Genomic DNA, 13,452 nt, shown 5'->3' with positions numbered 1-13,452 from the left:
TTTAGGTAGGTATTAGTCCATGATTTCTGAAACAACACCGGCACCAACAGTGTGGCCACCTTCACGAACAGTAAACTTAGTACCCTTTTCAATGGCAGCTGGAGCGATCAAGTCAACTTCGAAAGTGACGTTATCGCCAGGCATAACCATTTCTACGCCATCAGGCAATTCAATAACACCAGTGATATCAGTGGTGTGGAAGTAGAATTGAGGACGGTAGTTTGAGAAGAATGGCGTATGACGGCCACCTTCTTCTTTAGAAAGGATATAAACTTCACCCTTGAACTTACTGTGAGTTTGGATCGAACCTGGCTTTGCAAGAACTTGGCCACGAACAACTTGATCACGGTTAATACCACGAAGCAAGACACCAACGTTATCGCCGGCTTCACCAAATTCCAAAGTCTTACGGAACATTTCCAAACCAGTAACAGTACTCTTAAGAACTTCTTCCTTAAGTCCAACGATTTCAACTTCATCGCCGACCTTGATAGTACCACGATCGATACGACCAGAAGCAACAGTACCACGACCAGTAATGGTGAAGACGTCTTCAACAGGCATCAAGAAAGGCTTGTCGTTATCACGAACTGGAGTTGGGATGTATTCATCAACAACGTCCATTAAGTGTAAGATAACCTTTTGTTGTTCTTCATCACCTTGGAGTGCTTTAAGAGCAGAACCGCGGATAACTGGAATATCATCACCAGGGTAATCGTATTCTGAAAGTAATTCACGGACTTCCATTTCAACTAAGTCGATCAATTCATCATCGTCAACTAAGTCAGTCTTGTTTAAGAAGACCACGATGTATTCAACACCAACTTGGCGAGCCAAAAGAATATGTTCACGAGTTTGTGGCATTGGACCATCGGTAGCTGCAACAACTAAGATAGCACCATCCATTTGAGCGGCACCAGTGATCATGTTCTTGATGTAATCAGCATGTCCTGGGGCATCAATATGTGCGTAGTGACGTTTCTCAGTTTCGTATTCAACGTGGGCAGTGTTGATCGTGATACCACGTTCACGTTCTTCAGGTGCCTTGTCAATATCAGCGTAGTCTTCTTCCTTAGCTAACCCTTTTTGGGCTAAAACCTTGGTGATAGCTGCAGTCAAGGTAGTCTTCCCATGGTCAATATGGCCAATAGTACCAATGTTTACATGGGGCTTAGTTCGTTCGTATGTTTCTTTTGCCATTAATGAAACCTCCTGTATTTTTCACAAAGATTATGCCAACAAGCGATTTGTTGGCAACCCTTTGTTGTAAATTATACTACTTCTTCTCGAAAAGGTAAATCGAGAATCCCTCAAGAAGAATCCTTAAATATTATATAGATTAGGTTATCGTTTGTAAACAATAAACTCTAAATTCAATGGAAAATTTTTATGTGCCCGTCATCTCTGACATAATTTGTGACAGTTTTCGTTGCCACCATTCGACACTATAAGCCGTTGGTAATGCTGCTGACTGTTCCTGATCACCCTGGATCAAACGTGTCACCCAGGCTTGCGGGTCTGGGATGGCCCGATCAATAAAGGGATATAACAACGTCACTTGCAAACCCAACTCGTTTTGGTACAACTGCTGAGTCATGGGATCGTGATCCCCAAGCATCGCTTGCAGCGTACGTTCAAGTATACCAACCTTTTTGACCTCTGCCAATGATTTTAACTGATTGCCTGCAACCTCGTAATTTTTATTATCCAACCAGCGAAAAGTAAATCGTTCTTTCAGCTTAAGTTTTTGTACCATTTCTAATAAGCTCACCCGAATAATTGGCTTAACAAATGGATCAATCAATAAAGCTTTTGTCGCTGTTACCCACTCACCTAGGGGCAATTGCTTACCCTTTTCAAATGCCTGCTGTTGCTGATTAAGCGTTAGGGCGCTCAGCTGATAGAAAGTTTGATAGTCTTTTCTAAAACCGGGTTTCTGGCGAGCTTCTTCTTCCGCCTGAAAAAGGAGTTGGCCAACTTCTGCTGGCAAGCGCGGAACCGTTGCCGTTAAAACATGTGCCATTAATAACTGATGATTAACTAGCAGCACCCTCACCATCAGGATCACATGCTGACCATCCATTAAGTAGCTGTTAAGGTTATCCATCATCACCGTATAGGCCATTTTGTACTGGTGATCCTCAAACAGGCTCTTAACCAGTAAATGATTGATTTTCTCACTAGGTGCAGACTGATATTCCTGCTCATAAAACTGAGCAGCCTGCTGCCACTGTTCTTTTTTAAAGGCTTCGTTTGCCAACTGCAAGTTTCGATCCACGCTACGCACCTCCATGAAATAAAAATCCCGTACGTTTGCATTCAAACATACGGGATTTAGAACCATTATTTTTCAGCTTGCTGATTCTTTTGTGCAGCTTGTTTCTTATGTTTGCTCTTCGGCTTATGACGTCGCGGATCAACTTCCATGATCACTGGTAAGATCACTGGATGGCGTCGCGTTTGGTCAAATAAATAGTGATTGAGCTTCTCACGAACATCCTGTTTTAAATGCGTCCAGTCAAATTCTTTATTGTCCAGGTTCGTTTGAACTGCTTTTTTAATAATCTCGGCACTTTCATGCATGAGGTCCTTATTTGCTTTAACGTACACAAAACCACGAGAAGTAATCTTTGGTTCCCCAATGATCTGCTTCTTTTTATGGTCGATCGTAATGACAGCAACAAAGATGCCGTCTTCTGAAAGCACTTTACGGTCTCGCAGAACAATGTTGCCGATATCACCGACACCAATACCATCGATCATGGTGTTGCCCACTTCAACACTGCCGCTCAACACCATATCCTTGCCATCGTAAACGAGCTGGTCACCCTTGGCAGTCATAAAAATATGGTCTTCTGCCATACCGACTTCCTCAGCAGCCCGTTGATGAGCTGACATTAGCCGGTATTCACCCTGAATCGGCACTAAATACTTAGGATGAAGAATGTTGATCAGCAGTTGAAGATCATGCTTGCTGGCGTGTCCAGATGAATTCAAATCATCAGAAATCGCTTTGACTTCACCGCCGGCCCGGTAAATCATATCGCGGGTCTTAGCAACGTTGGTCTCCATGGCATGGGAAGGCGTCGTTGTAATAAAGACCAGGTCGTCTTTTTCAATGCTCAGACCCTTCTCCTGCTTGTTAGCCATCCGTTGAAGGGCTTTGATCGGTTCACCCATCTTACCCGTTTGAATAATCACGATTTGTTCAGGTGACAATTTTTCCAGTTGATCTTCTGAAATCAGTAAATCGTCTTCTGGCAAAACGAGTTTATTTAAGCGCATTGCCGTATCAACAATCTTTTCGATGTCTCGGCCAGTCAAATAAACCTTCCGGCCCGTCTTAGCAGCTGCATCGAAAACCTGCTGTAACCGTAGAATATTCGAGCCTACACTAGCCACTACAATGCGGCTTTTAGCATAGTTGAACGTTTCAATCACGTTCTCGGCAATGTCACGTTCACTCGCGGTTTCACTAGGATTCTCGGCATTAGCTGAATCGCTTAGTAACGCAAGTACGCCGTTAGTTCCAATTTGAGCCAACCGAGCATAGTCCGTTTGGTAACCAGGCGCAGCTGTCTGGTCAAACTTAAAGTCACCAGTATAAACAATGCTGCCCTCACTGGTATTCAATACGATTCCCATTGATTCAGGAATTGAATGGGTCGTTTTAAAGAACGAAACCGTCACGTCCCCAAAATCAATTTCAGTTTGCGCATCCACCACGTGAAAGTCATCAAAGTCCTTCACATTCGGATCCGACTGGCAATTTAATTTAGCGAGTTCAATCGTCATTTCAGAGCCAAATACCGGCACCTTAAATTCCTTCAAGAAATAAGGCAGTGCACCAATGGCATCAGCGTGGCCGTGAGTGAGAAATACACCCACAATACGATCCTTATTTTCCCGCAAGTAACCGAAATCCGGAATCACAATATCGATGCCCAGCAATTCGTTTTCCGGGTACTTTAAACCACAGTCTAAAACATAGATACTGTCATTTACGTCTACAATATACATATTCTTGCCATTTTCGCGAACACCGCCCAATGGCATCATCTTAATTTTTGCTTTGTCCATAATTCACCTCAAAATATGTTGTTCTGGTTCTTCAAATCAGCCAATTGCTAAAAGCCATCGCTGATTATGAATACTTACTTTTTTCCTAAACTCTTAAAATTTAGGCACGTCTACAAACTGTTTACAGTTTATCACACTTAATTCAACTATGTAACAGTCCAAACTGGCTCAAGTAAAAAAATCTCTCAGAACAGCAAAAAAGCCCTCCGAAAATGGAGAGCTCCAAATAATCAAAATTAACGACGTAGACCCAATGACTTGATCAGATTACGGTAACGTTGGATGTCAGTTTTACGTAAGTAAGCTAACAAGTTACGACGATGACCGATCTTCTTCATTAAACCACGTTGTGAATGGAAGTCCTTCTTGTGAACTTTCATATGGTTGTTCAATTCGTTAATGTCTGCTGTTAAAACAGCGATTTGAACTTCTGCTGAACCAGTGTCGCCATCGTGACGAGCATACTGCTTCATAATCTCGGTTTTCTTTTCTTGTGTAATAGCCATGAAAAATTTCCCACCTTTATTTTATTTGTCCACCCGTTACTGAGTTGCCGTGAGTGAGATCGCAGTCAACTAAGTAAGGGAAAATTAAGAACCTTTGTTATTATATCTGTTCTAGCACAGAATAACAAGGTTTTATATTAAACCCCTTATCAAGTAGTTTTACTTTACAATTAATGACGAACTGTTGCAATCATTGATTTTATTCTGTATAATGACATTCGTTGAATATTACAGAGCCATCTGGCTTATGAGTGTGGAGGTGAATTCATTGCCAATTATCAAATCTGCGATCGAACGTGCAAAAACGAACGTTAAAGCTAACGAACGTAATTCTGCACAACTTAGCAGTATGCGAACAGCCGTTAAGAAGTTTGAAAAAGCTGTTACGAACCACGACGATAACGCAGCTGAGTTATACAAAGCTGCTTCTAGCGCCGTTGACCGTGCTGCTTCAAAGGGTTTAATCAAAACCAATAAAGCTTCCCGCGACAAGTCACGTATGGCTGCTCGTTTAGCTAAAGCAAACGCCTAAATTAAACCAAATATTAAAGGACCGATTCGATTACGAATCGGTCCTTTTTTTGTTGTTAAGCAACCTCATCCAAGTATTTCAGCATGAACAGTTCAAAAAGCATTATCGGTTCTTGACTAGTTGATTTTAATGACCGTTCAATTTGAATTAACCCAAGGTAGGCCCTTCGAAGGTGGTCCAACTCCAAATGCCGAACACTTTGCATCGCTAATTTCACCCGGTATGGGTGGACCTTCAGCGCAGAAGCAATGCTGCCCTGACTATAACCATTGTGCATTAAAATCTTCGTTTGAATCAACAGCCTAAACTGACTGACCAACACAGCGTTGATCCGGAGCGGCTCCTCCTTGGTCAAGATCAATTGACGGTACAGATTCAAAGCAGCTTCGATACGCTTGCCCATCACGTCATTGACCAAATCAAACACGTTTTGATCCAGCGATTTAGAAACCAATTCTGCAACCACCGTTTGATCGATCTGTTTGGTTTCTACAGACGCCAATTTCAGTTTCGGCAGTTCATTCATAATCAGCGACAAGTCAGTCCCCGTCCGCTGAAGCAGCAAATCGAGCGCATCCGGTTTAATTTCAAACTGGTCCTGCTTAAGATTCTGCTGAACTAATGAGCGAATCTGGCGCTCACCCACTGCCTCTAAGCTAACGACTTCGGCCGCTTTTTTAATGGTTTTAACAACCTTTTTACGGCTGTCCAGTTTACCGTTAGTTGCAAAGAAAACCACAATAGAGGTCGGCTCTGGATGTTCTAAATATTTGAGTAGACCCTCAATATCGTGGTCGATCTTACTGCCCCGGTGGTTTTCCGTGGTTAAAAAATAGGCCCGTTCAATAAATACCAGTCGTTTTTCGCCAAAAAACGGTGCTGACATGGCATCGTCTAAAGCCTGTGCTAATGGCGTTGATTCCATATCATAGCTGGCGTAATTCATGGTTTGCTCAGCCTCTGGGATCAGATTTAAAAACGCTTTTTTCAGCCGCTGTGTTAAGTACGGCTGATTACCAGTAATCAAATAAACCGGTTTAGCGGTCCCTTTTTTTAGTTGTGCCATCGTTGTCTCGTACGTCAAGTTAATTTCTCCTTTAAAAAGGTCTCCCAATGGCCATTGGTTGTGTTGGTATATCGATAACGAATCATCCCGTTAACTTGCGTATTGAAAACGGGAATATGATCAGCTGCCAAAGTAGCCAATGTTTCTTGGTTAGGATGCCCATAACGATTATTCCGCCCGGCAGATATAACGCCGATCTTGGGCTGTAATTTTTTAACAACCCCTGGATCAGTTGCCGTTTTACTGCCATGATGCCCTAATTTTAACACGTCTGTGCGCAATGCAGGATAGCGGTTTAAAATATCCCGTTCACCCGCTTGGTCTAAATCACCGGTGAATAGAAAACGTTTCCCCGCTATTTGACCGGCTAAAACCATTGAGTCCTCGTTGGTCCCTAAACCAGGTTTGAAGGGATGAACCACTGTAAGCGGTGTGCCACTAACCTGCTGACCAGCTTGAACAGGCATAATTTTAGTTTGCTTAATGTATGGCACAATCCGCTTCATAAACTGCGGATTGGCGGTCATACCCAGCGGAACGTATAGCCTTTTAACGTGCATCCCCTGCAGCACGTCGCCAACGTCCCCGACATGATCAGCGTCCTGATGTGACAAGCAGAGGTTATCGATACGCGAGATCCCCTGACTCTTTAAATAGTTAAGGCTGATGCGCTGTGCCCGGCTGCGGCCACTGATTTTTTTACCGCTAAAATTGACGCGGCCGCCAGTATCGATCATGGTGATCTGCTGATTATAAGGTGCCCGAACAAGGAAACTATCTCCCTGACCAATATCAAAAAAGGTCACTTCCCCTGACACTGGAAAATGAATCACTAAAAAGCTGGCCAGGTATACCACCCCTAAAATCAGCATTATCCAGTGCTTAAACCGTTGTGTCATCATCAGCAGCGTTAAAATCGTCAATAAGCCGACGACCCAGGCTGCTGGTTTGCCAAACACGATCATCCCGGGTAAGGCATCAATGGCATTCAAGCCACCAGTAAACAGCTTTAACAGCCACTCCGTACCAGCCGCCAGCCACGGCATCACGTGCCCGCCGATTCCGGCAACCAGCACTAACGGAAAAATGCAGACACTAAAGACCGGCAAAATCAGTAAATTAACGAACATGGTCAAAACGTGCCACTGGTAAATATGATAGAGGATCAGCGGTAAGCTCAATAGGTTAAGCATCAAGGTCGTTTTAAACACACCAAACTCCCTGGTAAACAGCAGTCCAAAGGCCAGGCCATAACTTAACTGACCGCTTAAATGCATCAATAAAGCCGGTTGAACAGCCAATCCCAGCAATAAGCTCATGCTCCAAGTCGTTAATCCAGTCAGCTGCCAGCCGCAAAGTGACGCTAATAAGCCTAAAATCACCACTACAACCGCTCGCAGCAGACCGGCTTGAGAACCCGCGATAATATAATAGGTAGGCAACAGCAGCAATAAAAGCACCGCTATTGGCGTCTTAGTAAACCCTAAACGGCGAAAAAACCAGCTCACGGCAGCTACGATCCAAACAATATGGAACCCTGAGATACTGAACAAATGAATCAGCCCTAAGTCCGTCACCGCGCTTAATGAATCATAAAAATCGGTTGCCCGCCAGCCTAAAAAAAGGCCCTGAACGTACAGCCTCAATGTCTTGGGCAGGGTCTGCGTGGCGTACACCAACCGTGCCCGCCAACTATGACAAAGATTGACCCACCAAGTAAACGGATCTTTGACATGAGAAAGTTCAACTGGCGTTAGTCGATCAACTTTGATCGTGTTAAAAATCCCCTGATCAATTTGGTACTGACGAAAGTCAAATTCGTTAGCGTTAGTTGCTGGCGGCGGCTGACCAATATCGCCATGAACTAACATTTGAGTTGTCTTTTTTAAACGCAAGCTTTCAAGCTGTGCTTGATCATCCGAAAAATACTGTCCTTGAATCGTCCGGCCATCTCTGGTACGGCCGCTTAACTGAATTCGGCCCTCTTCAATGCGTAATTCATCCGGTTGAACCGTCAGCAAGAGTGATGCTCCGGTTTGATCTGACATTGTCTGATCCTTTATCCGCCGTTGTGTTTGCCAAAAAAAGCCGCTAAAGATGACCAGCACTAGGGCCGTCCAAATCAAGAGCTGACGGTCACGTAAACAAAGTATGCGAATCAGCCAAATCACTGTCAATATCGCTGATAGCCAAGTTAAACCGAAAAAACAGCCGCTTAAACACCCAGCTAAAATAGCTAACCAAATCAGATTATGATTGATGTTCTTGCAAATAGGCATCAACTGATGCGCGTTCAATGGCCTCAGAATCCAGGGTGACTTGGTTTAGTTCAACACCCTTCATCTTAATTAACGACATCGCATACGGATCATTATGATAGTTATGCAGGTAGGAAATCTTCTTGATCCCCGCTTGCAACAGCATCTTAGTGCACTGCAGGCAAGGAAAATCAGTGACGTAAATTTCGGCACCGTCAGTGGCCTCACCGAATTTCGCACACTGTAAAATAGCGTTCATTTCCGCGTGAATCGTTCGCAGACAATGCCCATCAACCAGGTAACAGCCCTCGTCAATGCAGTGCACGTCACCAGAAACCGAGCCGTTATACCCGCCGGCAATAATGCGACGGTCACGAACGATGGTCGCACCTACTGAAAGCCGATTACACGTACTTCGACTTGCCAACAATACTGACTGCATCATAAAATATTGATCCCAAGGAATCCTTTTATTTGCCATAAATGGCCGCCTCCATCATCTAATTATCTGGTTAAGTATACCAAATTTTATCGGAACATGATAACCCTAGACGGTGATTTGAGGCTTTAAGCGTGCCAATGTTTTGTCGCCAAAACCGTTCACGTTTTTAAGCTCATCAGCTGATTTGAAACCGCCATGTTCTTGCCGATAGTCTAAGATTTTCTGGGCTTTTTTTTCACCAACGCCATCTAGTTGCTGTAAGCCAGTTAGATCAGCAGTGTTGATATTAACTTGAGGTGCCTGACTTTCAGCCCCAGCTCCGCCACCTGCTGCCGATGTTCCGCCGGTAGCAGAAGCAGGGACTTGTTCACCGTGCTTAGGAATATAAACAACCTGCGAATCAGTTAGTCTCTGTGCTAAATTAACTTGCTTCTGATCAGCGTTGCTGGCAAAACCGCCAGCCAACTGAATAGCATCAATAACGCGCATGGTAGACGTTACTTTCTTCATCCCTGGCTGCTTAACGGCGCCTTTAACATCCACGTACATGGTCGTCTCCACACTGGTTTGACTGGTTGTTGCAGCAGCACTTGATGACGCTGTCATGCCAGAATCAGACATCATTGACTGCGAAGCAAACTCCGGCTGTGCGCTGGCAGCTGGTCGATTACCTAACAATAAAAAGCCCACTGCAAGAATGGTCGTTAGTCCTAAACCGATAATGATCCAAGTCTGTCGATTGGCGTTTTCTAGCAGTTCCTTTAACCTATCCACTTTTCTCCCTCCCTTCTCTCTAATCCCAACTACGGCAAGGAAGACCAAAACGTTCCCAAAAGTCAGCCGGCTTTTGGGAACGTTTTGGTTTTAATGGTGTGTATTCAAATAATGAACGGCTTGGTTAAAGTTAGCAACCGGCACAACCTTCATGTGCGGCGCCACTTTTTTAGCCGTTTTTTTAGCTAACTGATAATTCGTCACGTGTCCAGGTTCAAGCTGCAAAACCGCCTTAGTCGGCTTCAGATAAGGAGCAAAGAAGATGGTTGCACCCGCCTTTTTAGCGGCCACGACTTTTTTGTCGATGCCGCCGATTTCGCCAACTGTTCCATCGGGATTAATGGTTCCAGTCCCCGCAATATTTTGGCCATGGCGAATATTTTTATTCGTCAGCTGACTATAGATCTGCAGACTAAACATTAACCCGCCGGATGGCCCGCCAATTTGACCAGGATCCACTTTGACGTTGGGGTCAGTCTTGATCTTCACGTTATCAGTCAGGATAATCCCGATTCCGGTTTTGCCGCTAGACAGTTTAATCAGCGGCGCCGTGGTCGTTTTCAGTTTACCGTTATGCTGGTATTGAACCCGCAAGCGATCGCCGACAGCCTTTTTGGCAATGTATTTTTGAAAGCCGTATGCGCTTTGAAAGTGGTGACCGTCAACTTTAGTGATCGTATCCCCCACTTTCAACCGGTGCTTAAACCGTGAATTTTTCTGCACATCCATCACGTAAATACCCAGATAATTTTTGGTCACTTTTTTGTGAGCTGCCTTAACGGCCACCGCCTTAGCTTCATTGATCGCACTTTGCATATAAAAATCCTGCATTTTGATGTATGTCGCATTACTCTGGCCGCCAGTAACACTTTGGGCACTTTCAATTGAAGCGTATGGTGACACTTTTGCCACCAAATATGTAACCGGGTGAGCTTGCGCCAGTTTGACTGACGTGATCATGAACTTGCCTGAATGCCGATCAGGATGATTTTTAATTTTAACAAATGATTTCAAGTTATCAGCAGAACCAGGCGATTCAATGTATTTTGGCATTGGCCAAAAGAAACCAACCAGGATCACAATGGCTAAAACGATGCTGACACTATACTGAAGAACCTTTTTACGCGTTTGTTTTTTCATACTATTCTGACCTTTGCTTTTGATTTAAAGCTTTGGCGACTGCCGGTGGCACCAGTTTAGAAACGTCGCCCTTAAAATGCAGCACCTCTTTAAGTAATGAAGAAGAAATAAAGGCATATTTAGGATCGGTCACCAGAAAAACGGATTCAATTGAGTCATCCAAATAGTGGTTCATGCCGGCAATACCAGACTCATAGGATAAATCCCTGGCGTCCCGAATCCCGCGAACAATCACACTTGCACCGACCGATTTAACAAACTGCACCGTTAAGCCATCCTCTGTCTGAACCGTTACATTGGGCAATTGTTCAACGCTCTTTTGAATCATGGTAACCCGTTCTTCAGGCGTAAACAGCACGTTTTTACTAATGTTGATGCCCACTGCTACAATCACCTGATCAAACAGTTTACTAGCGCGTTCAATAATGTTCAAATGACCTAACGTCAGCGGATCAAAGCTGCCTGGATAAACTGCAATTGTCATTGACTGGTGCCTCCCTGATAGCGATATACGGTGATTTTAGTAATCCCATAGGACTTCTCCACGATCCGCGTACAAGCCCCTATTTCAGCTGGTAAATCAGCTTCCTGATTGGTTTCACACATAATACGGCAACCCGGATTCAAAAACTGGCCTTTAATCAGTTCTTGAATCTCCTTAACAATTTTTTGTTCGCGATAAGGCGGATCAAAATAGATTAAGTCAAAGGACTGATTCTGGGCTTGAAGCTGCTTTAAAGCGATTTCCGCGTCCCGCTTGATCACCGTAAATTTAGCCGGTTCCTTCGTCACTTCAATATTTTGATCAATCGTCTTGATGGCAGCACCCTGACGATCGATCAGCACAGCGTGTTCGATGCCTCGTGAGACCCCCTCAATGCTAAGGCCGCCCGAACCGGCAAAAAGGTCCAGACTTCTCCCGCCATCAAAATAAGGACCAAGAATATTAAACACGGCTTCCTTCACCTTATCTGTCGTGGGCCGAGTTTTCATTCCAGGCACCGCTCTTAGCCGGCGGCCCCCATACTCTCCTGCAACAACGCGCATTACTCTTCATCCTCCTCAAAATTAATTTGGTCATCCTTTGCTTCTGGCTCACCAGATAATCCTAGTAAATCCATCAATTCGTTTCGGGGAGACTCAATAATTTGTTTGACAAAATGCAATTGTTTTAACCGGCCAATCGTTTCTTTAACCTGATCTTCATTGACATAGATAATGGCATAACGCATCCGCTTTGATACGTATTCCAGGTGTCCATAACGCTTCAGCTGCCGCACTTGGCGCAGACTGGACACGTAGACAACTAAACTGGTTCGTGATTGAATCTCCATTATGTTACCCCCGCTTTCTGCGTTCATGTGCACTGATATTTAACACGATTCCTAACGATAGAGTTAGCGAAAACATACTCGACCCGCCATAACTGATGAAGGGAAACGTCACGCCAGTAATTGGCAACCAGCCAACTACCCCGCCAACGTTAATAAAGGCTTGAACAGCAAAGTAGGTGGCCACGCCGTAGCAAACCAACGTGTTAAACGAATCGTTTGATCGAATGCCGATTCGAATAGTCTGCCAAATAATCATCCCTAGTAATATCATAATAATCACGACACCAACTAGGCCCAGCTCCTCACTTGTAATGGCCATAATAAAGTCGGTGTTCGGTTCGGGTAAGTACCCCCGCTTTTGAATAGAATTGCCAAGGCCGACACCAAACAAGCCGCCATTACTCAAAGCATAGTATGAATTGACTAATTGCTGCCCCGATCCGTTAGCATGGCCGAAAGGATCAACGAAGGCGACTAGTCGAGCTAGTTTATAAGATTTTACGGTCCCTGATTCTGAAAGTTTTAACGCGATGGGAAAGACGATAAAAATGACGAGGGCAACAGCTACGCCAAAATATAAGTAGCTCTTTTTAAAGGAAAAGCCGCTGCTCAAACACATCATAAAAACAATTGCCGTAATAATCACGGCACTCCCCATATCGGGTTGGATAAGCACTAAGCCTATCATAGCTCCGCACAGGATCACCGGAAACCACATGACTTGCCACCAATGACCACCGACAATGTCGGCCACCTGATCCGGCATCGTCAACGATTTAGCCATCAGTAGGATCAATATCACCTTAACGAACTCAGCGGGTTGAATGCTAAACGGGCCAATATGGAACCAGCCGGCTGCACCATTAATGGTTTGACCAACAACTAGCAGGCCGAGTAAAGCAAGGATCAAAGCGCCATATACAGCAAAAATAGCTCTACCGCTTTTTATAAAATGATACGGAATCATAAACATCAATAAAATGATAAACATCCCGATCAACACGAAAAATAACTGCTTAAATAAATAGCTGATCGGCGTTGAGCCCATTTGTACTGCAACATTGGAACTGGACGAATAGACCATGACGACACCGAAACCACACAACATCAAATACGGAATGAGCAGCCAATAATCTAACTCTTTTAATTTTTTTAAACTAAACGCTTGTTTTGTTTCTAGTAACCTTGAAAATATCCAATTTCGCATCTGAAAAGTCCCCAAACTACTCCGCTAAATTTCTTAAATAAACTCACTTGATTATAGCATATTGGCGGGATTTGATGTAAATCCGTATAAAACCTTTAAAATTTCACAGACTA

Annotated in this window: 14 protein-coding genes; 1 reads left to right on the top strand and 13 read right to left on the bottom strand. The window is 44.1% G+C overall.

Annotation, left to right across the window (positions count from 1 at the left end):
• Positions 1-12: 12 nt before the first annotated feature.
• The 4 genes from tuf to rpsO form a co-directional block, all read right to left on the bottom strand.
• Complete coding sequence (tuf, locus tag CES81_RS04680; RefSeq protein WP_089088519.1) at positions 13-1,200, bottom strand: elongation factor Tu; 1,188 nt, start codon at positions 1,198-1,200, stop codon at positions 13-15.
• Between the two features lie 187 nt (positions 1,201-1,387).
• The gene (locus CES81_RS04675) at positions 1,388-2,278 is read right to left on the bottom strand and encodes a hypothetical protein (RefSeq protein ID WP_089120875.1); all 891 of its coding nucleotides are present in this window, start codon (positions 2,276-2,278) and stop codon (positions 1,388-1,390) included.
• A gap of 65 nt (positions 2,279-2,343) precedes the next feature.
• On the bottom strand, positions 2,344-4,080 hold the full coding sequence (locus CES81_RS04670; protein ID WP_089088521.1) for a ribonuclease J: 1,737 nt from the start codon (positions 4,078-4,080) through the stop codon (positions 2,344-2,346).
• A 236-nt stretch (positions 4,081-4,316) separates the two neighbouring features.
• Positions 4,317-4,586: a 30S ribosomal protein S15 gene (gene rpsO / locus CES81_RS04665; RefSeq protein ID WP_089088522.1), complete on the bottom strand. Its 270-nt coding sequence runs from the start codon at positions 4,584-4,586 to the stop codon at positions 4,317-4,319.
• A 268-nt stretch (positions 4,587-4,854) separates the two neighbouring features.
• Between rpsO and rpsT the strand changes: the two genes are divergently transcribed.
• Entirely contained in the window at positions 4,855-5,118 is a 264-nt protein-coding gene (rpsT, locus tag CES81_RS04660) for a 30S ribosomal protein S20 (RefSeq protein WP_089088523.1), read from the top strand.
• Between the two features lie 55 nt (positions 5,119-5,173).
• Here rpsT and holA read toward each other — a convergent pair whose 3' ends face one another.
• The 9 genes from holA to CES81_RS04615 form a co-directional block, all read right to left on the bottom strand.
• Positions 5,174-6,202 carry a DNA polymerase III subunit delta gene (holA, locus tag CES81_RS04655; protein WP_439951274.1) on the bottom strand — a complete coding sequence of 343 codons (1,029 nt, stop codon included), beginning with the start codon at positions 6,200-6,202 and terminating at the stop codon, positions 5,174-5,176.
• Entirely contained in the window at positions 6,199-8,463 is a 2,265-nt protein-coding gene (locus tag CES81_RS04650; protein ID WP_089120874.1) for a DNA internalization-related competence protein ComEC/Rec2, read from the bottom strand. Before CES81_RS04650 ends, holA begins: the two co-directional genes overlap by 4 nt.
• Complete coding sequence (locus tag CES81_RS04645) at positions 8,435-8,923, bottom strand: ComE operon protein 2 (protein ID WP_089088525.1); 489 nt, start codon at positions 8,921-8,923, stop codon at positions 8,435-8,437. The genes CES81_RS04650 and CES81_RS04645 overlap by 29 nt, the downstream gene beginning before the upstream one ends.
• 66 nt (positions 8,924-8,989) lie before the next feature.
• Positions 8,990-9,658 (bottom strand): helix-hairpin-helix domain-containing protein, encoded by a 669-nt coding sequence (locus CES81_RS04640; protein WP_089120873.1) that lies wholly within the window; start codon positions 9,656-9,658, stop codon positions 8,990-8,992.
• Positions 9,659-9,748: 90 nt separating this feature from the next.
• Entirely contained in the window at positions 9,749-10,798 is a 1,050-nt protein-coding gene (locus CES81_RS04635) for a SepM family pheromone-processing serine protease (RefSeq protein ID WP_089120872.1), read from the bottom strand.
• Position 10,799: 1 nt separating this feature from the next.
• The gene (gene coaD, locus CES81_RS04630) at positions 10,800-11,282 is read right to left on the bottom strand and encodes a pantetheine-phosphate adenylyltransferase (protein WP_089088528.1); all 483 of its coding nucleotides are present in this window, start codon (positions 11,280-11,282) and stop codon (positions 10,800-10,802) included.
• Positions 11,279-11,845 (bottom strand): 16S rRNA (guanine(966)-N(2))-methyltransferase RsmD, encoded by a 567-nt coding sequence (rsmD, locus tag CES81_RS04625; protein WP_089088529.1) that lies wholly within the window; start codon positions 11,843-11,845, stop codon positions 11,279-11,281. The genes coaD and rsmD overlap by 4 nt, the downstream gene beginning before the upstream one ends.
• Positions 11,845-12,132: a YlbG family protein gene (locus tag CES81_RS04620; protein WP_180949727.1), complete on the bottom strand. Its 288-nt coding sequence runs from the start codon at positions 12,130-12,132 to the stop codon at positions 11,845-11,847. Before CES81_RS04620 ends, rsmD begins: the two co-directional genes overlap by 1 nt.
• A gap of 4 nt (positions 12,133-12,136) precedes the next feature.
• Entirely contained in the window at positions 12,137-13,339 is a 1,203-nt protein-coding gene (locus CES81_RS04615) for an FtsW/RodA/SpoVE family cell cycle protein (protein ID WP_089120870.1), read from the bottom strand.
• Between the last annotated feature and the right edge of the window lie 113 nt (positions 13,340-13,452).

It is taken from the genome of Secundilactobacillus pentosiphilus (genome assembly GCF_002217985.1).
Classification (GTDB): Bacteria; Bacillota; Bacilli; order Lactobacillales; family Lactobacillaceae; genus Secundilactobacillus; species Secundilactobacillus pentosiphilus.
The sequence above is the reverse complement of the archived record's forward strand: the minus strand, read 5'-3'. Positions and strand labels throughout refer to the sequence as shown.

Excerpts from the sequence above, each read along its gene's own strand:
- CES81_RS04670 (WP_089088521.1), bottom strand. The coding sequence starts at position 4,080 with ATGGACAAAGCAAAAATTAAGATGATGCCATTGGGCGGTGTTCGCGAA.
- tuf (WP_089088519.1), bottom strand. The coding sequence starts at position 1,200 with ATGGCAAAAGAAACATACGAACGAACTAAGCCCCATGTAAACATTGGT.
- CES81_RS04635 (WP_089120872.1), bottom strand. The coding sequence starts at position 10,798 with ATGAAAAAACAAACGCGTAAAAAGGTTCTTCAGTATAGTGTCAGCATC.
- rpsO (WP_089088522.1), bottom strand. The coding sequence starts at position 4,586 with ATGGCTATTACACAAGAAAAGAAAACCGAGATTATGAAGCAGTATGCT.
- CES81_RS04650 (WP_089120874.1), bottom strand. The coding sequence starts at position 8,463 with ATGCCTATTTGCAAGAACATCAATCATAATCTGATTTGGTTAGCTATT.
- CES81_RS04615 (WP_089120870.1), bottom strand. The coding sequence starts at position 13,339 with ATGCGAAATTGGATATTTTCAAGGTTACTAGAAACAAAACAAGCGTTT.
- CES81_RS04645 (WP_089088525.1), bottom strand. The coding sequence starts at position 8,923 with ATGGCAAATAAAAGGATTCCTTGGGATCAATATTTTATGATGCAGTCA.
- coaD (WP_089088528.1), bottom strand. The coding sequence starts at position 11,282 with ATGACAATTGCAGTTTATCCAGGCAGCTTTGATCCGCTGACGTTAGGT.
- CES81_RS04620 (WP_180949727.1), bottom strand. The coding sequence starts at position 12,132 with ATGGAGATTCAATCACGAACCAGTTTAGTTGTCTACGTGTCCAGTCTG.
- rsmD (WP_089088529.1), bottom strand. The coding sequence starts at position 11,845 with ATGCGCGTTGTTGCAGGAGAGTATGGGGGCCGCCGGCTAAGAGCGGTG.